Source organism: Luteococcus struthionis (assembly GCF_048595755.1).
Taxonomy (GTDB): domain Bacteria; phylum Actinomycetota; class Actinomycetes; order Propionibacteriales; family Propionibacteriaceae; genus Luteococcus.
Map to the genome: position 1 here is coordinate 1,088,034 of NZ_CP184360.1, position 16,233 is coordinate 1,104,266.

Below are 16,233 nucleotides of genomic sequence, written 5' to 3' on the forward strand. Positions count from 1 at the left end.
ATGACCGCGCACGTCGAAATCCCGGGTGTGGCCTCAGCCGCGGATCTCGTCGACGGTGACCGTGGTCAACCGCACCTGCACCGGCAGCTCGTCGCCGATGGCCACCGAGCCGGCTCCCGGCAGGAAGACCAGCGAACTCTGCATGTGCGGGGGTTCGACGAAGAATCGCTTCTTGCCCGCGACGGTGTAAGGGCTCAGCGCAAACCCGGCCGCCTCCAGCGATCCGGTGGCCAGCGTGATGGCGCGCTGGCGCAGCGTCGCGGCCGAGGTGGGAGCCTCCAGCGCGATGCCGTTGGCGGTGCCGCCGCTGACGACGACCACCCAGCCGTCGGTGGGCATCCGGCGCTGCCAGTAGCCGATCCGCTCGCCGCGGCGCACGGGGTGCATGTCGAGCACGCGGGCGGTGGTGCGACGCGTCCTCGGGGCGCCCAGCCACAGCTTGGTGCCCACCCGCAGGCGGGTCGCGACGGAGACCTCGGCGCGGAGGGTGTCGTACTCCTGCGCCGTCAGGTGGCTCAGCCACAGGGGCGCACGACGAGTGGCCAGGGCGCCGGCCGCCAGGGCACGGGCCTCGCCCAGCCGGTCTGCGGCCACCATCGGCAAGTGGATGGTCCAGCCCTCCACCTGCAGTTCGCCCAAGCGCTCGGCAACGCGGGGCAGCTCGTCGACGGTCAGGCCATGGCGACGCATCGAGGTCATCAGCTCCAGCACGACGCGGGCGCGCGGGTTGGCCTGCCGGGCGGCATCCAGGTCGTCCAACCGGGCGATGGTGCTGATCACGCGCTCGTCGTGCAGCACCTGCTCACCGTCGTGTCGGCTCCACGGGGTGAGGACGACGACGTCGCCCTCCCAGCCGCCGGCGCGCACCTTCGCGATCTCGGGCTGGGTTCCCACGGCGAGGGTGTCGACGGTCTGCCTGTGCTGGGCCAGCAGCGAGGTCTCCTGCGCCAGGCGCTCCAGCCCGTAGCCGTAGCCATTGCCCTTGGCGACGGGCACCAGCCCGGGTGCCTCTTCGGCGAAGTTGCGCAGGTGGGTGCGCCAGGCCTCGGTGTCGATGATCAGTGCCAGGCTCATCGCTTCACCTTCTTCATCACGGAGGCCACCGGGGCGGCCTTCTCGGCGAGCGTGGCCTTGATCTTCGCGCGGTTCATGTACGCGTCGAAGACTGCATACAGCGGCTTGTTGATGGGCAGGTCCCATTCACCGGGGTAGGCGATGGCCTGGCCACCGGTGCCCACCTTGAACTGGATCAGTCCGATCTCGGGATCGTCGGCCCCCACTCCCTCGACGATGCCGCGCAGGTCGTAGACGGTGGCACCGGCCTCGAGCGAGTCCTGCATCATCTGCCACTGGATGCGATTGGAGCCGCGCACCTCGCGCTTGGAGTTGGAGCTGGCGCCATAGGAGTACCAGCTGTGCTTGCCCACCTGGATCCAGGTGGTGGCGGCGACCACGTCGTCCTCGTGCTTGGCCAGGTAGACGCGCATCCGGTCGTCGTGCTCACCGTTCAGCGCGTCCCACATGGTCTGGAAGTAGGACAGCGGCCGTGGGTGGAAGTTGTCGCGCTCGGCGGTGACCAGGTAGACCTCGTGGAAGGCGGCCAGGTCGTCGCGGGTGCCGCGGATGACCTCGACGCCGGCCTTGTCGGCCTTCTTGATGTTGCGACGCCACAGCTGGTTCATGCCCTTGAGCACCTCGTCGGCGCTCTTGGGGGTGCCGTCGTCGTGGGCCAGCGGCAGCTGGAAGTTGAACTTGGGCTGTCCTGCGGCGAAGCCCTCGCCGTCCTTGGGCGCCTGCCAACCGAGCTTGCGCAGCGTGGTGGCGACCTTCGCCACCTCGGGGCGGGTCACGTCGGGGGTGACCTGGCCGAGCATGGTCACCTTCTCGTCGGCGATGGCCTGCTTGATGGTGTCGGGTCCCCAGGCGCGTTCGACGATCGCCGGGCCGATCCGCACCCCGAAGGCGCCCTTGCGCTTCACGTGGGTGGCCAGGGCGGTGAGGATCTCGTCCAGGTCGTCGCGCAGCCAGTCGACGACCGGCCCCTCGGGCAGGTAGGCGAGCGAGCGCTTCACCTTGGGCAACTGGCGGTAGAGCACCAGCCCGGCCCCGATGAGTTCACTGCCGTCGAAGAAGCCCAGTGATTCATTGCCCCATTCCGGCTTCACCTTGGCCCAGGCGGGCAGCTGCAGGAAGCTGACGGTGGTGGGAAAGCTCTGGTCCGCGGCCTTGGCCTCGACGAAGGCGAGATGTTCGGCGGCGGTGATCTGTCGCACGGTGATGGTCACCCTTCGAGGCTACCGGACCCCGCCTGAACCGCAGCGGATCCCGCTGACCACGTCGCCCACGGCCGGCCGTCGGCAATTCCCGTCAGAAGTTGGCCTCATACGGCGGTGGACACGTTCAAATTTCCTTGGCGCGCGTTTTTCGACCAACTTCTGACGGGATTTTCCGTTCCGGGCCTCAGGCGTCCTCGGAATTGGAGCTGATGCCCGGCTTGCCGTCGTGGACGATCTTGCCGGGGTTCAGGTTGTTGCCCGGATCGACGCCCTCGAACAGCTTGCGCTGGATGTGCACGCCGGCCGGGGAGATGTCCTGCTCCATCCACGGCGAGTGCTCCTCGCCGACGCCGTGGTGGTGGCTCACCGTGCCGCCGTGCTCGACGAAGGACTGCTGCACCGCGCGCTTGACGTGGTCATAGGTCTTCATGCTCTCGTCGGACGCATCGGCGATGGCGAAGGTGAAGTACTGGCAGGCGCCGGCGTGGTAGCTGTGCGAGAGGTGGCACATGATGAAGCCGCGGTGCCCGGTCTCCTCCCACGCCTTGGTGGCGGCCTTGACCGTCTCGCGGTGCATCTCGACGGTGCGGCTCCACGGCGTGGCGGTCTCGCTCACGTCAGCGGGAATGCCGATGTTGAGCAGGAAGTCGCGGATGTAGGGGATGTCGTACTTCTTCTGGTCGAACAGGGTGCCGGGCCCCTTGCCGACGTTCAGGCCGCCCTGGGCACGCACGATCTTGTTCACCACGCTCTTGGCGTAGCGCACGTGCACCGGGCTGCCCTCGAAGCCGACGAAGGAGATGCAGATCTGGTCCAGGTCCCAGCCCTTGGCCTCCATCAACTTGCGCACGGCGAGGTTGGAGTAGTGGCTCTTCTTGGACTTGTTCGCCGAGCCATTGGCCATGGAGAACTTGGTCTCGTTCGCGTCGCTGACGCGCAGCATCATCGGCTGCACGTCGCTGTGGGCGATCAGTTCGGCCGCCTTCAGGCCCGCCTCGTAGTTGGGGTAGAAGTAGGCCTGCACCTCGCGCGCCTCCGGCAGGCGGTGCACCTGCATCCACGCCTGGGTGATGATTCCCAGTCGGCCTTCGGAGCCCAGGACCATCTCACGCACGCTCGGGCCCGACGAGTAGGACGGCAGTGGGCTGAGTTCCAGCACCTGGGCGCGGGGCTCGGCGCCCTCGTCGGCGGGCAGCACCATCTGCAGACCGCGGGTCACCTCGGCGATGTCGCCGTACTTGTCCGACTGTGAACCCGAGGAACGAGTGGCGATCCAGCCGCCGACGGTCGACCACACGAAACTGTCGGGGAAGTGGCCCAGCGTCCAACCCTGCTGGTTGAGCTGCTCCTCCATGTCGGGGCCCAGGGCACCGGCCTGGATCAGCGCGATCTGCGCGGTCTCGTCGATCTCGAGCACCTTGTTCATGCGGCCCATGTTCACGCTGAGCACCTGGCGCGTCTCGCCCGGCTCGGCTTCCAGGGCCGCGACGATGTTGGACCCGCCGCCGTAGGGGATCACCACGGCATTGGCCTCCAGCGCCGCCGACATCACGGCCTGCACCTCGTCGGTGCTGCCCGGGTAGACTACGGCGTCGGGCACCCGGCCCAGCTGGCCGCGGCGCACCCGCACCAGGTCGCGCACGCCCTTGCCGTAGGAGTGGATGACGCGCAGTTCTGCGTCGGTGCCCACGTTCTCCTGGCCGACGGCGGCCACCAGCGCGTCACGCAGCTGGTCGCTCAGCTGGCTCTCGGGCACGTCGAGATCCTCGAAGCGGGGATCCACCAGCTCCTTGGCCAGGATGTCGACGCCCAGCACCTCCTTGGCGAAGGGCGGGAACTTGGGCTTGTTGTGGATCGCGTAGGGCTTGTCACCATCGGCACCCCAACCCCACCACTTCTGGCGCTTCACCTGATCGCCACGTTCGGGCTGGATCACGCTGGGGGTATCGCTGGTGGGCTTCACTTGGTCTCCTCGGTCGGGGTGCTCGCTGCCTGCTCGAGCGCTGTGGTGTGGGCGTATTCGGCCAGTGTCTTCATGCCGTAGGCGCGGGCAGTGGAGTCGTGCAGCTCCAGCACCTGGCGACGCAGCCGTTCGTTGAACTGGTGGGCGATCTCTCCGGGATGCGGGTGCATCGGGCGTCCGATCACCACGTGCACGGTGGGCCGGTTGCGTGGCAGCGACTTCTGCGTCGAGGGCCAGGCGGCATAGGCGCCCACCAGGGCGATCGGGACGGCGGGCACATCGCGGCTGATGCACAGGGCCGCCGCGCCCGGCTTGAAGGGGGCCATCGCGCCGGTGCGGCTGCGGGTGCCCTCGGGGAAGAGCAGCAGCGGCACCCCGTCGCTGAGCAGGTTGCCCGCCATGCCCTTGCGTCCGCGGGTGCCCTTGCGGTCGACGGGGAAGGCGTTGAAGAACAGCGCCGTGGGGGCGGCCTTCCACCAGGCGTCGAAGAAGTAGTCGGCGGCGGCGCCCGCGGACAGGAATTCGGAGTGCTTGCGCGGCAGCGAGCCGATGATCAGCGGCGCGTCGAAGTGGCTGGAGTGGTTGGCAATCGCGATGAAGGCGCCCTCCAGGTCGTCCAGGTTCTCCTTGCCGTGCACGTGCACGTCGAGCAGCCGCCAGATGGCGGGTTTGAGCAGCAGGAGCTGGGCGCTGGTGCGCGTGGCTGCCAGCGGCTTGGAGCGGTATCGCGCTCGCTCGCCGCCGGGGAACTTCACGCGATCGAAAAGGGAGCTCATTGCTTGTGCCTGCTCGAGGAGAGCTTGCGGGACAGGAAGCGCACCACCGGCGGCGCGACGGGCAGCCGGGCCAGGAAGATCGCGGCCTTCCACTTCAGGCTGGGGATGGAGATCGGCTTGCCGGCCTCTGCGTCGGCCAGGGCCTCGCGCACCAGCACGTCGGGATCCACCCAGACGAAGCCGGGCAGGTTGTCGGAGCTGACGCCGGCGCGGGAGTGGAATTCGGTGTGCACCCAACCAGGGCACAGGGCGGTGGCGGTGACGCCGGTGCCCTGCAGCTCGATGGCCAGCGCCTCGGTGTAGCTGCGCACCCACGCCTTGATGGCGGAGTAGTTGCCGCTGAAGATCCACGAACTGGTGGACGAGACGTTGATGATGCGGCCGTGGCCGCGTTCGCGCATGGCGCGCCCGGCGGCTCCCGAGAGCTGCAGCACGGCGAAGCACATCAGGTTGAAGGCACGTCGTTGGGTCTCGAGGGCCTGCTTGTCGAGCAGCCGCGCGTGAAGCCCGAATCCGGCGTTGTTGACCACCAGATCGAGTGGATGGGCGGGATCCTCGATCCAGTCGGCGATCCGCGTCACGTCGTCGGCCACGCTGAGGTCTGCGGGCAGGCAGGTGATGGTGACCCCGTGCTTGCCCTGCAGGTCGTCGGCGATGGTCTTCATGCGTTCTTCGTCGCGGGCGACCACGACGACATCGTCTCCGCGCGCGGCCAGTGCGCGCACGAAGGCGTTCCCGATGCCGGAGGTTCCCCCGGTGACCAGAGCAGTTGCCATGCCTCAAACTTACGGCACTGTGAAGCGCACTGTGCCACCGCGGCGAGCGCGCCGCCTCGTGCGGGGGCCATGAACGGATGCGGTTCGCGCCCCGGCCGCGGTGCTCTTCGACTGCTCCAGGATCCTGCGGCGCGGGCTCATCCGGTACTACGCTGGAACCTCTCCGGCCTTCCCAGGGCCATTCGGCGGGGAGAGCCAATCGGTTGGGAGAGTCATGTCGATCCATCGTCGCCTTGCCCTGGGCACGCTCGTGGCCCTGACAGTGTTGTCCGGATGCGGCTCCGACCAGGACCCACCGACGCCCGGCCAGAACAGCCCGGCGCAATCCAGCAGTTCCACGTCCGCCGCATCCGAACCTGCCAGCACCCCAACCGTCACCGGGACACCCGGCGCGACGGGCGCGGCGGCCCCCGCCGGCACCAAGAAGTTCACCACCGCCAAGTTGCCGACCACCGTGGGTGACTACAGCGGTAGCGACGGCATGTACACCGGCGCCAGCGAGGACCAGATGTTGATGATGACGCTCTCGCCGGGCCTCGACTTCAACAAGGTCACCGCTGGGCTCGACGAGCGCCGCACCACGGGCCGGGCCACCTGTGGCCGTGACGACGGCGTGGCCAACTGCTTCGCCGCGCTTGACGGAGGAGTGCTGTGGCTGCAGGGCACCGACCGGACCCAGATCACCGAACTGGTCCAGGTCACCAACCTGGTCTACGACGGCTTCGCCTGATCCGTCCGTCCCCTCGATCCGGCTGTTCCCTTCAGCCAGCCCGCAAGGTGTGATCGATGACATAGGAGTCGCCCCGATAGGAGTGCTCCCCGTATTCCAGACCATTGCCCTCTGCGTCGCGGCTCAACCATTCGACGGTGAGCACCGCATCGGCCCGGGTCAGGTCCAGCAGATGCCGCTCGCGGGCGGTGGCCATCCGGGCGCCGATCCGCTGCCGTGCCTCCGCCTTCTCGTGTCCGCGCTCGGACAGCACCGCGTACAGGCTGCGGTCCACGAAGTCGTCGACGCACACGTCGTGGAAGTCCGGCGGCAGCCAGCTGCGCAGCAACACCAGCGGTTGTCCGTCGCTGAAGCGCAGCCTTTCCAGGTAGACCAGCGGGGTGCCCGGGGGGAGGCCGAGCGCCTCGGCGGCGGCCCGGTTGGGGCGCGAGGCCTGCAGTCGCAGCACCTGGGTGTGGGGGTTGCGGCCGGCGCCCTGCAACTCGTCGAAGAGGGTGGTCAGCGAGTTCTGCTTGCCCACCACCTGGCTGGCGACGTGCGTCCCGACGCCGCGGCGGCGCACCAACATGCCCTGGCGGACCAGCTCGTTGATGGCCTTGCGGATGGTGGGGCGGGACAGGTGCAGGCGCGCCACCAGGGCGAGCTCGTTCTCGAAGGGGTCGCCCGGTTTGAGGGCCCCGCTGGAGATGGCACTGGCCCACTGCTCGGCGAGCTGGTGGTAGAGCGGGACCGGGCTGTTGCGGTCCACCACCACCGGGAGGGTCCTGGGCATGGGAATCAAGCTAGCAGTGTCCTCGGGTAGGGTGACAATGTTGACCTTTGTCACCCCCCACTCGTCGGAGGATTCGTGAAAGCACACCTCGTCACCACCGCCACCGCCCTGGCCGCCCTGCTGCTGGCCACCGGCTGCTCCGCCACCGGGGGGCGCGCCGCGGCCGAGCGCTCCGCCGCGGCCGGGGGTTGCACCAGCAACACCATGACCGTGACCCTCATCACCCACTCCGCCCCCGGCGACGACTTCTGGGACCTGGTCCGCAAGGGTGCCGAGGACGCCGCCAAGAAGGACTGCATCAACCTGGAGTACCAGGCACACCCCGAGGGGGCGGAGCAGGCAGCCCTGGTGAATGCCGCCGTCGACAAGAAGGTGGACGGCATCGCCGTCACCCTGTCGAAGCCCGAACAGGTGGGCGCCGCGGTGCAGGGCGCCGTGAAGGCCGGCATCCCCGTCACCGCCCTCAACGGTGGCGTCGACCAGTGGCAGAAGTTCGGTGCGGTCGGCTTCTTCGGCCAGGAGGACAAGGTGGCCGGCCAGAAGACCGGCGAGAAGCTGAAGGCCGACGGTGCCAAGAAGGTGCTGTGCATCCTGCACGAGCAGGGCAATGTGGGCAATGAGTCACGTTGCGCCGGTGTGAAGCAGGCGCTGCCCACCACCGAGACGCTGTACGTGGTGGGGACCGACATCGCCGACGTACAGACCAAGATCACCGCCAAACTGCAGCAGGACAAGGACATCGACACGGTGCTCGGGCTGAAGGCCGCCGTTGCCCTGACCGCGGTGAAGTCGGTCGACGAGTCCGGTTCCAAGGCCAAGATCGCCACCTTCGACACCAATGCCGAGCTGGTCAAGGCCATCAAGGACGGCAGCATCAGTTTCGCCGTCGACCAGCAGCCCTACCTGCAGGGCTACCTGGCCGTCGACGCCCTGTGGCTCCACAACACCAATGGCAACACCATCGGCGGCGGCACCCCCACCTTCACCGGGCCGGCCTTCGTCGACGAGTCGAATGTGGACCAGATCGCCGAGTACGCCGCGGCGGGCAAGCGATGAGTACACCGAAGAGCGACTTGGGTGCGGCGGCCGAGCCTGTCGAGGCCCCTCGACAGGCTCGGGGAGCGGAAGAGGGTCAGGTTCGGGGGCCAGTCCCATCCACGGCCACTGCGCGGTCCGACGTCGCCACCCCTGCTGACGGGGTGTCAGAGCGGCGGGAGAACGGTGACCACCGTGGCGAACCGGCGATGGACGACCGGACTCGGCGTCGGTCCTTGGCCACCCGGCTGCTGGTGCGGCCGGAGATCGGCTCGCTGGTGGGCGGCCTGGCCATCATGATCTTCTTCCTGGCCGTCGCCCCCAGCTTCCGCAACCTCGACAATGTCGGCACGATCCTCTACCAGGCCTCGACCATCGGGATGATGGCGGTGCCGGTGGCCATGCTGATGATCGGTGGCGAGTTCGACCTGTCCGCCGGCGTGCTGGTGACCACCGCCGGGCTGGCGGCCGCACTGCTCAGCTGGTGGTTCAACCTCAACGTGTGGGTGGGCGTGCTGCTCGCCCTGCTGGTGACCCTGGCGATCGGCCTGGTCAACGGACTGTTGCTGGTGAGGACCAAACTGCCCAGCTTCCTGACCACCTTGAGCACCTTCTTCGTGCTGCAAGGAGTGAACCTGGGCGTCACCCGGTGGGTCAGCGGCAATGTCTCGTCGGCCGCGATCGACGACATGGAGGGCTGGGACTCGGCCCGCAAACTGTTCGCCTCGCAATTCGCGCTGCAGCTGGGGGAGCACACCATCACGCTGCGGGTGACCCTGCTCTTCTGGCTGCTGCTGACCATCGTCGGCGCCTGGGTGATGTTGCGAACCCGGCAGGGCAACTGGGTGCTGGCCGTCGGCGGTGACGAGGCCGCGGCCCGCGCATCGGGCGTGCCGGTGCGACGCACCAAGGTGGCGCTCTACCTGTTCGTCGCCTTCTGCGCCTGGCTCAGCGGCATGCACCTGCTCTTCGGCTATGGCGTGGTGCAGTCCGGCGAGGGCGTGGGCAAGGAGTTCATCTACATCATCGCCGCGGTGATCGGCGGCTGCCTGATGAGCGGCGGCTTCGGATCCGTCGTGGGCGCCTCCGTCGGTGCCCTGATCTATGGCATGACCCAGCTGGGCATCAACTACGCCGGCTGGAATCCCGACTGGTTCAAGACCTTCCTGGGCGTGATGCTCTTGGCCTCGACCCTGCTGAATGTCTACCTCAAGCGAAAGGCGGAGCAGCGATGAGCGGGACACGCGAGCCCCTCGCCAAGCTCGGGGACCGGGGCCAGATTCCGGTGTCATCGGGCGGTAGCACGGCGGCCGAGCCTGTGGAGGCCCCGATCCTGGAGTTGCGGGAGGCGGGGAAGTCCTATGGGAACGTGGAGGCGCTGCGCGGGGTGAACCTCGTCGCGCGGGCCGGGGAGGTCACCTGTGTGTTGGGTGACAACGGTGCTGGCAAGTCGACGCTGATCAAGATCGTCGCCGGGCTTCACGAGCACACCTCCGGGGAGCTGCTGGTGGACGGCGAGCCGATGCGCTTCGGCTCACCCCGGGACGCCCAGGCGGCCGGCATCGCGACGGTCTACCAGGACCTGGCGCTGGCCCCGCTGATGGCGGTCTGGCGCAACTTCTTCCTGGGCAACGAGATCACCCGCAAGCCCTTTGGCCGGCTCGACATCGACGCGATGAAACGGATCACCGGTGAGTCGCTGACCCGGATGGGCATCTCCATCCCCGATCTGGAGACCCCCGTCGGGTCCCTGTCGGGTGGTCAGCGGCAGTGCGTCGCGATCGCCCGCGCCGTGCACTTCGGTGCCAAGGTGCTGGTGCTCGACGAGCCCACCGCCGCGCTGGGCGTGAAGCAGTCCGGCGTGGTGTTGAAGTACATCGCCAAGGCTCGCGAGGCAGGGGTGGCGGTCATCTTCATCACCCACAACCCCAACCACGCCTGGCTGGTGGGGGACCACTTCGTCGTGCTGAAGCTGGGCCGGGTGAGTCTGGACGGCACCAAGGAGACCATCACGCTCGACCAGTTGACCGCCGAGATGGCCGGTGGCGCCGAGCTGGAGGCGCTTGCCCACGAGCTGCAGGGCTGAGCCGATCCCGTCGAGGCCCGATCGGTCTGGTCAGGGAGCCTGCTTCCCGGCGATTCCGGATCGCCACCGGATTCTTGGCGGTGGATCCCGGCAGGATATATCTGGATGCCAGGACGGAATCGGGAGCTGGAGGAATCATGCGTGCACCTGAGCTCTACCGACGACTGTTCTGGCCGATCCTTGCGCCCTCCATGCTGCTGGGCATCGGCAACGGTGCGATCATCCCCGTGCAGGTGCTGGCCGCCATGCAGTTGGGTGCCTCGGGATCGCTCGCCGCCTTGATCGTCGCCATCGTCGGCGGAATCGGGCTGGCCACCACCATGCCTGCGGGCCGCCTCATCGACCGCTTCGGCGACCAGCGCGCAATGCTGCTGGCCACCACCATCGTCGCGGTCTGCACCGCCGTTACCATCGGAGCACTCCTGTGGGCGCGGGAAGGGGCGTTGATGCTCTTCATGGCCGCTGCCTTCCTTCGCGCTCCCGCCATGAACATCTTCAGCCTGGCCCGGCAGGCATATACCGCCGAACACGTCGCCCCGCACGAGGTGGGGCGAGCCATGACCGCGCTGGGTGGCACCATGCGCGTCGGCAACCTCGTCGGCCCGCTGGTGGGCGGCCTGCTGCTGCTGGCGCTGCCGTTGTGGAGCGTCTACGTCCTGAGCATCCTGTGTGCGGCCCTGGCCACCATGATCCTGTTCAATCCGACGCGCGGGGAACTCCTCGACCTTCCGGCCGACAGCCCCGCAGCCCTTGGCAGTGCCCAGCTCGATCCCTCCCGCAAGGGCCGCGACGCGATGCCCGGTGTGCGCTGGGGCGCGGTCTTCCTGGCGGGTATCGCGATGATCGCGCTTGCCGTGGCCCGCGTCGCACAGCCCGTCGTGGTGCAGCTGTGGGGTGTGCACATCGGCCTGAGCGAATCGGCCATCTCGCTCGTGATCGCCGTCGGTGCTGCCATCGAGATCGTCATGATGTTCCCCGGCGGGTACCTGAAGGACCGACTGGGACGCTCCGTCATCCTCGTGGTCTGCCTGGCTGTCTACGGCACGGGCTTCCTGCTGTTGGTGCCCTTCACCCACTGGGCGGGCACGCCCGGCATGGTGACCGCCGTGGTCGTGATGGCCATCGGGAACGGCCTGGGGGCCGGGGTCTTCATGACGGTGGGCGCCGATCTCAGCCCCACCGAGGGCCGAGGTCGCTTCCTGGGCATCTGGGCCCTGTTCAGCAATGTCGGGATCCTGGGCGGCCCCTTGCTCATCTCGGCCTTGGTGGCGACGGCAAGTGTGCAGGCCGCCGTCGTCGCAATCGGTGGCATTGCCGTGGCCGGTGCCGTCTGGACCATGGTCTTCGCCACTCGGATCGGCCTTCCGAAGGGGATCGGGCGAGTGCGCGACTGAACTCCACGAGTCGCCGCAAGGTTCGACGTCGCGACCCCACGGGGGATCGCGACGTCGAGACACATGGCCAAGTACGACCAGGGATCCGGGGGGTCAGCCCTCCGGGAAGGCGAAGGTGGTGGGGGCAGCGACCTCGGGCACCTCGACCCAGCGCTTCGCCGCGGCGGATTCCACGATCGCCTCGTCGGCGGCCGCCGCCAGCCAGGCGTCGCCAGCGCTCGGGGCGTGTTGCTGGCCGGAGAGCACCGACTCGACGAACTGTGAGGCCTCGATCACCTTCAGGTCGTCGAAGCTCATCGTCTGGCCGGGGCCGGGCTGGAAGCGGGCGAAGTCACCATCCTCCATCCCGGTCATCGCCGTGGTGTAACCGGTGGCCGGACCCTCACCCCTGATGAGCAGTTGCAGGTCTTGCGGGTGGCTGAAGCTCCAACGAGCGGATCCCTCGGTGCCATAGATCTCGACGACGTACTCGGCGCGGGGGCCCACGGCCACACGACTGGACTCGAAGGTGCCGACGATTCCGTTCTCGAAGGTGGCCAGCACCGCCACATAGTCCTCATTCTCGACGGGTCCGCTCTCGTCGGACAGCTCCACCTTGGCGTGGCCCACACCGGTGGTCAGCGGGATGGGTCGCTCGGTGATGAAGGTGTCGGTCAGGCCGGAGACGGAGGTGACTCGCTGCCCGGTGACCCACTGGGCCAGGTCCACGCCGTGGGACATCAGGTCGCCAACCACACCCGCACCCGCCTTCTCGCGGCTGTAGCGCCAGGTGAGCGGGCCGTCGGGGGCCGACGCGTAGTCTGCGATCAGCCACACGCGCACATTGGTCACCCGGCCCAGTCGTCCGGTGCGCACCAGTTCGCGCATGCGCTCCACCGCGGGCTCGTGGCGGTAGTTGAAGCCGACGGCGGTGACCAGGCCAGCCTGCTGGGCGCCCTCGGCGATCTCGCGTGACTGCTGCGCGCTGACGCCCATCGGCTTCTCGATCCAGAAGGGCTTTCCGGCCTTGATGGCGGCCATGGCGATCTCGTGGTGCAGGAAGTTCGGCGCGCAGATGGAGACGGCCTCCACTGCGGGGTCGTCGATCACCTCGTGGTAGTCGGCCACGGCCCGTTCGAAGCCGTACTGCTCCAGGGCAGCCTGCTGATTCGACTCCACCGGGTCTGCGCACACCACCAGCCGGGGCCTCACCCCAAGCTCTGGGTAGCGCATGGGCAGGGCGGCGTAGGCAGCGGCGTGCAGCCGGCCCATCCAGCCGAGGGAGACGACGCCGATTCCGAGTTCGCGGGTCATGGGACTTCCTTTCATTGGGGCAGATTGACGCGACAGTGCGTCAGACGAGCAACCAGCAGGAGCTGATCACGGTGAGGATCCAGACGATGGGGTCGAAGACCTTCTTGGGGATGCTGCGCGCCAGCCGGAACCCGACCAGGCAACTGGCCACCACCACCGGGGCTAGCAACAGGTCGGTGCGGACTGTGTCGGGAGTGATGATGCCGACCCCGATGGAGACCGGCAGCTTCACGACGTTGACGAGGAAGAAGAACCAGGCGGTCGTGCCCAAGAAGCGGGCCACGTCGAAGCCCGCCTGCATGAAGTACATGCTGGTGACGGGACCGCCGGCATTGGCCACCATGGTCGTGAAGCCGGCCAGGCTGCCGTAGAGGCCACGCTTGACCGGGGAGGTCTTGCTCTCGTCCACTGTCGCTCGCACCGCACCACGCCGACAGGCGATGTCCACCAGGGTGAGGCCGATCATCGTGAGCAGGACGATCCCGATCAGCCGCTTGGTGGCCAGGTCCGAGGCCAGCTGCAGGTAGACGCCACCCAACGCCACCCCGACCAGGACTGTGGGAACCAGCCGTCGCAGGGTGCCGAAGTCCGCATCGCGGCGGTACAGGCCGATGGCCATCACATCGCCCACCAGGAGCAGCAGGAGCAGTGTCCCCGTCGACTCCTTGGCTGGCAGGATGCTGGCCAGCAGCGCTGCTGCCAGCACAGCCAGCCCGGGCAGTGCCGTCTTGGCGAGACCGACGAGCGCGGCCACCAGCACCAGCATCACCCAGGTGGCGGTGGTGAAGGTCATGGCGTCCTCGCAGCTTGTGTGGGCCGGGGCCGCTGGTGGTGGCCCCGGCCGGTGGGGTCAGGCGTCGAGCCGGACCGGGTGTCCCTCATGGGCGGACGTGGTTGCCGCATCTGCGATGCGCAGGGCCTCGACGGCGTCCTGGAGATTCGGTCGCGGGTCGCTCCCCGTGGTGACGGCCTCGATGAAGGCGCCCAGCTCATGGGTGTAGGCGGCCTCGTAGCGTTCAAGGAAGAAGTCCAGGTAAGGGGCCTCGGCATTGGTCACCTCGGCATTGTTGAGGCGCACGGTGTTCGGGCGGACGTTCTCGGCGAAGAGCGCACCCTTGGATCCTGCGGCTTCCAAGCGCTGGTCATAACCGGAGGCGCAGCGGCGGTTGTTGATGATGGTGGCCACCTTGCCGTCGGCGGCGGTGAGCACGACGACGGCGGCATCGAAGTCCCCCTCGGCCTTGATCTCGGGCACGAAGTTCTGGCCGGAGGCATTCACCTCGACGATGTCCCCCAGGAAGTTGCGGGCCATGTCGAAGTCGTGGATGGTCATGTCGCGGAAGATGCCTCCCGAGACCTTGATGTAGCTGGCCGGTGGGGCGGAGGGATCACGACTGATGATGGTGAGCTGCTCCAGGTCTCCGATCGCACCCTCGTCGACGCCCTTCTTCACTGCGGCGAAGGAAGGGTCGAAGCGTCGGTTGAAGCCGAACATCACCGGGGTCGTGATCTGGTCCAGGTCGGCCTGCACGGCCTCGACCTGAGAGACCTCTTGGGCGACGGGCTTCTCACAGAGCACGGCCTTGCCGGCCTTGGCGGCGGCGATCAACTGGGGCAGGTGGAGGTGGGTGGGGGAGCCGATGATGACGGCGTCCACCTCGGGATCGGTGAAGACCTCGTCGGCCTCCTTGCAGGAGCGCGCCCCGTACTGGGTGGCGAGCTTCTCGGCGGCGTCGCCGATCGGGTCGCAGACCAGCACGAGCTGGGCCTGGGGATGGTTGGCGACGGAACGGGCGTGAACGTGACCGATTCGTCCGGCTCCGATGACGGCGATGCGCAACATTGCGTACTTCCTTCTGCTGGGTCTTCTCTGACTGGTTCTGAAAAAGGGCTGGAGGGGCGCCACCGTTCACGGTCAGCGCCCCTCGCCGGGTGGGGGGTCGTGTGGTCAGCAGCCCGTCACGGGGCAGGCATGATCACATTGCGCACCAGGACGTCGAGGTCATTGTCGGCCTCCATGAAGCCACGCAGGGTGCGGACGGTGGCACCAAAGCTGTCGAACTCCTCCGGAGTCATGCCATCGGGCTCGTAGGCGCGCACGAATTCGGGCATCTTCAGCAACTCGGCCATGATGCGCTCGTCGACGGGCTCGTCGATCCTGTTGACCGGCTTGTAGTCAGAGGCGTTGATCCGCTTCTGCCACTTGAAGGGCGGGGAGACCACCAGATCGCCGCCCTGCAGTTCGGACCACTGCAGGACATTGCGGAAGGCCGCCACCAGGACGCGGGCGCGCAGGCCTCGCTTCTGGAACTCCTGGTAGGCGCGCTTGATGCAGGCCACGCCTGCCCATTCGAAGACACCCGGATCGATGAAGAGCTGCTCGCGCTCGGCAACGATCTTCAGCCAGTCATCGAGTCGTCCACCCATCAAGGTGACGACCGGCCCCATGGTGGAGACGTCCTTGCCCTCGGCCTCGCGGCGCTTGAGGCCGCGCTCGATGGCCTCACCGGTGGCGACGCACTGGGGAACGGAGAAGCTGACCGTCACGTTGACCGAGACGCCCCGGTAGGTGGCCTCCTCGATGGCCTTGACTCCCACGCTGGTGGCGGGGATCTTCACGATGATGTTCGGCGCCAGGTTGCTGAACTCCTCGGCCTGGTCGGCCAAGGCCTTCCAGCTGCGGGCCAGACGGGGATCGGTCTGCATCGACAGGCGGCCATTGATGCCCTTGTACTCCTCGAAGATGGGCTCGAGCATCTTGGCTGCCTCGACGGACATCTCGCGCACCACGGTCCAACCGATCTCGGACTCACTGGCCTCGGGCATCTCGGCGGCGAGCTCCTTGATCCGGGGCAGCCACTTGTCCTTCTTCATGTTGATGCAGGTATAGGCAATCGACGGATTGCAGGTGGCGCCGACCGCGCCGAAGGCGATCGACTGGCGGAGCTCGTCGGGGTCCGCCGAGTCATTCCAGAGAGCGGTGGGGAACTGACGGGTCGCCTCGAGCAGCGGTCCGGGGGTGAATTCGATGGCCATGAGGTGTCCTCCTGATGGATCGGGGCGGTCACTGCCGGGTTCCGCGTCGTCGGTGGCGCGTCGTGTGACCGGGTCACCACCATTCAACGACCAGTT

15 protein-coding genes are annotated in these 16,233 nt (G+C 67.8%); 5 read left to right on the forward strand and 10 right to left on the reverse strand.

The window, feature by feature from the left end; all coding sequences use genetic code 11:
- Positions 1 to 33: 33 nt before the first annotated feature.
- From ACOAMO_RS04980 to ACOAMO_RS05000, 5 genes are all read right to left on the reverse strand, one after another.
- The gene (locus ACOAMO_RS04980; protein WP_420176481.1) at positions 34 to 1,074 is read right to left on the reverse strand and encodes an alanine racemase; all 1,041 of its coding nucleotides are present in this window, start codon (positions 1,072 to 1,074) and stop codon (positions 34 to 36) included.
- Positions 1,071 to 2,285 carry a lipid II:glycine glycyltransferase FemX gene (locus ACOAMO_RS04985; protein WP_420176482.1) on the reverse strand — a complete coding sequence of 405 codons (1,215 nt, stop codon included), beginning with the start codon at positions 2,283 to 2,285 and terminating at the stop codon, positions 1,071 to 1,073. The genes ACOAMO_RS04980 and ACOAMO_RS04985 overlap by 4 nt, the downstream gene beginning before the upstream one ends.
- Positions 2,286 to 2,460: 175 nt before the next feature.
- Positions 2,461 to 4,239 carry an FAD-binding oxidoreductase gene (locus tag ACOAMO_RS04990; RefSeq protein ID WP_420176483.1) on the reverse strand — a complete coding sequence of 593 codons (1,779 nt, stop codon included), beginning with the start codon at positions 4,237 to 4,239 and terminating at the stop codon, positions 2,461 to 2,463.
- Positions 4,236 to 5,015, reverse strand: coding sequence for a lysophospholipid acyltransferase family protein (locus ACOAMO_RS04995; RefSeq protein ID WP_420176484.1), 780 nt, complete (start codon positions 5,013 to 5,015; stop codon positions 4,236 to 4,238). The genes ACOAMO_RS04990 and ACOAMO_RS04995 overlap by 4 nt, the downstream gene beginning before the upstream one ends.
- A complete protein-coding gene (locus ACOAMO_RS05000) occupies positions 5,012 to 5,791 on the reverse strand; it encodes an SDR family NAD(P)-dependent oxidoreductase (protein WP_420176485.1) in 780 nt (259 codons plus the stop codon). Before ACOAMO_RS05000 ends, ACOAMO_RS04995 begins: the two co-directional genes overlap by 4 nt.
- 214 nt (positions 5,792 to 6,005) lie before the next feature.
- On the opposite strand from ACOAMO_RS05000, the gene ACOAMO_RS05005 reads away from it, so the two are divergent.
- A complete protein-coding gene (locus ACOAMO_RS05005) occupies positions 6,006 to 6,521 on the forward strand; it encodes a hypothetical protein (RefSeq protein WP_420176486.1) in 516 nt (171 codons plus the stop codon).
- A gap of 31 nt (positions 6,522 to 6,552) precedes the next feature.
- On the opposite strand, the gene ACOAMO_RS05010 is transcribed toward ACOAMO_RS05005, so the two are convergent.
- A complete protein-coding gene (locus ACOAMO_RS05010) occupies positions 6,553 to 7,293 on the reverse strand; it encodes a GntR family transcriptional regulator (RefSeq protein ID WP_420176487.1) in 741 nt (246 codons plus the stop codon).
- Between the two features lie 75 nt (positions 7,294 to 7,368).
- Here ACOAMO_RS05010 and ACOAMO_RS05015 point away from each other — a divergent pair, with 75 nt between their 5' ends.
- From ACOAMO_RS05015 to ACOAMO_RS05030, 4 genes are all read left to right on the forward strand, one after another.
- The gene (locus ACOAMO_RS05015; protein ID WP_420176488.1) at positions 7,369 to 8,349 is read left to right on the forward strand and encodes a substrate-binding domain-containing protein; all 981 of its coding nucleotides are present in this window, start codon (positions 7,369 to 7,371) and stop codon (positions 8,347 to 8,349) included.
- 188 nt (positions 8,350 to 8,537) lie between these two features.
- A complete protein-coding gene (locus ACOAMO_RS05020) occupies positions 8,538 to 9,563 on the forward strand; it encodes an ABC transporter permease (RefSeq protein ID WP_420176489.1) in 1,026 nt (341 codons plus the stop codon).
- Positions 9,560 to 10,414 (forward strand): ATP-binding cassette domain-containing protein, encoded by an 855-nt coding sequence (locus ACOAMO_RS05025; protein WP_420176490.1) that lies wholly within the window; start codon positions 9,560 to 9,562, stop codon positions 10,412 to 10,414. The genes ACOAMO_RS05020 and ACOAMO_RS05025 overlap by 4 nt, the downstream gene beginning before the upstream one ends.
- Before the next feature lie 137 nt (positions 10,415 to 10,551).
- Entirely contained in the window at positions 10,552 to 11,808 is a 1,257-nt protein-coding gene (locus ACOAMO_RS05030; protein ID WP_420176491.1) for an MFS transporter, read from the forward strand.
- Between the two features lie 93 nt (positions 11,809 to 11,901).
- Here the strand turns inward: ACOAMO_RS05030 and ACOAMO_RS05035 are convergent, their stop codons facing one another.
- The 4 genes from ACOAMO_RS05035 to ACOAMO_RS05050 all read right to left on the reverse strand — a co-directional run bounded on the left by ACOAMO_RS05035 (position 11,902) and on the right by ACOAMO_RS05050 (position 16,137).
- On the reverse strand, positions 11,902 to 13,101 hold the full coding sequence (locus ACOAMO_RS05035; RefSeq protein WP_420176492.1) for a Gfo/Idh/MocA family protein: 1,200 nt from the start codon (positions 13,099 to 13,101) through the stop codon (positions 11,902 to 11,904).
- A gap of 40 nt (positions 13,102 to 13,141) precedes the next feature.
- Positions 13,142 to 13,894, reverse strand: coding sequence for a sulfite exporter TauE/SafE family protein (locus ACOAMO_RS05040; protein WP_420176493.1), 753 nt, complete (start codon positions 13,892 to 13,894; stop codon positions 13,142 to 13,144).
- Positions 13,895 to 13,951: 57 nt separating this feature from the next.
- On the reverse strand, positions 13,952 to 14,944 hold the full coding sequence (gene iolG, locus ACOAMO_RS05045; RefSeq protein ID WP_420176494.1) for an inositol 2-dehydrogenase: 993 nt from the start codon (positions 14,942 to 14,944) through the stop codon (positions 13,952 to 13,954).
- A gap of 116 nt (positions 14,945 to 15,060) precedes the next feature.
- On the reverse strand, positions 15,061 to 16,137 hold the full coding sequence (locus ACOAMO_RS05050) for a transaldolase family protein (protein WP_420176495.1): 1,077 nt from the start codon (positions 16,135 to 16,137) through the stop codon (positions 15,061 to 15,063).
- Between the last annotated feature and the right edge of the window lie 96 nt (positions 16,138 to 16,233).

What these genes read in the sequence shown, in the direction of transcription:
- ACOAMO_RS05050 (WP_420176495.1), bottom strand. Translation starts at nt 16,137, where the DNA reads ATGGCCATCGAATTCACCCCCGGACCGCTGCTCGAGGCGACCCGTCAG.
- ACOAMO_RS05000 (WP_420176485.1), bottom strand. Translation starts at nt 5,791, where the DNA reads ATGGCAACTGCTCTGGTCACCGGGGGAACCTCCGGCATCGGGAACGCC.
- ACOAMO_RS05040 (WP_420176493.1), bottom strand. Translation starts at nt 13,894, where the DNA reads ATGACCTTCACCACCGCCACCTGGGTGATGCTGGTGCTGGTGGCCGCG.
- ACOAMO_RS05025 (WP_420176490.1), top strand. Translation starts at nt 9,560, where the DNA reads ATGAGCGGGACACGCGAGCCCCTCGCCAAGCTCGGGGACCGGGGCCAG.
- ACOAMO_RS05020 (WP_420176489.1), top strand. Translation starts at nt 8,538, where the DNA reads ATGGACGACCGGACTCGGCGTCGGTCCTTGGCCACCCGGCTGCTGGTG.
- iolG (WP_420176494.1), bottom strand. Translation starts at nt 14,944, where the DNA reads ATGTTGCGCATCGCCGTCATCGGAGCCGGACGAATCGGTCACGTTCAC.
- ACOAMO_RS05010 (WP_420176487.1), bottom strand. Translation starts at nt 7,293, where the DNA reads ATGCCCAGGACCCTCCCGGTGGTGGTGGACCGCAACAGCCCGGTCCCG.
- ACOAMO_RS05030 (WP_420176491.1), top strand. Translation starts at nt 10,552, where the DNA reads ATGCGTGCACCTGAGCTCTACCGACGACTGTTCTGGCCGATCCTTGCG.
- ACOAMO_RS04995 (WP_420176484.1), bottom strand. Translation starts at nt 5,015, where the DNA reads ATGAGCTCCCTTTTCGATCGCGTGAAGTTCCCCGGCGGCGAGCGAGCG.
- ACOAMO_RS05035 (WP_420176492.1), bottom strand. Translation starts at nt 13,101, where the DNA reads ATGACCCGCGAACTCGGAATCGGCGTCGTCTCCCTCGGCTGGATGGGC.
- ACOAMO_RS04980 (WP_420176481.1), bottom strand. Translation starts at nt 1,074, where the DNA reads ATGAGCCTGGCACTGATCATCGACACCGAGGCCTGGCGCACCCACCTG.
- ACOAMO_RS05005 (WP_420176486.1), top strand. Translation starts at nt 6,006, where the DNA reads ATGTCGATCCATCGTCGCCTTGCCCTGGGCACGCTCGTGGCCCTGACA.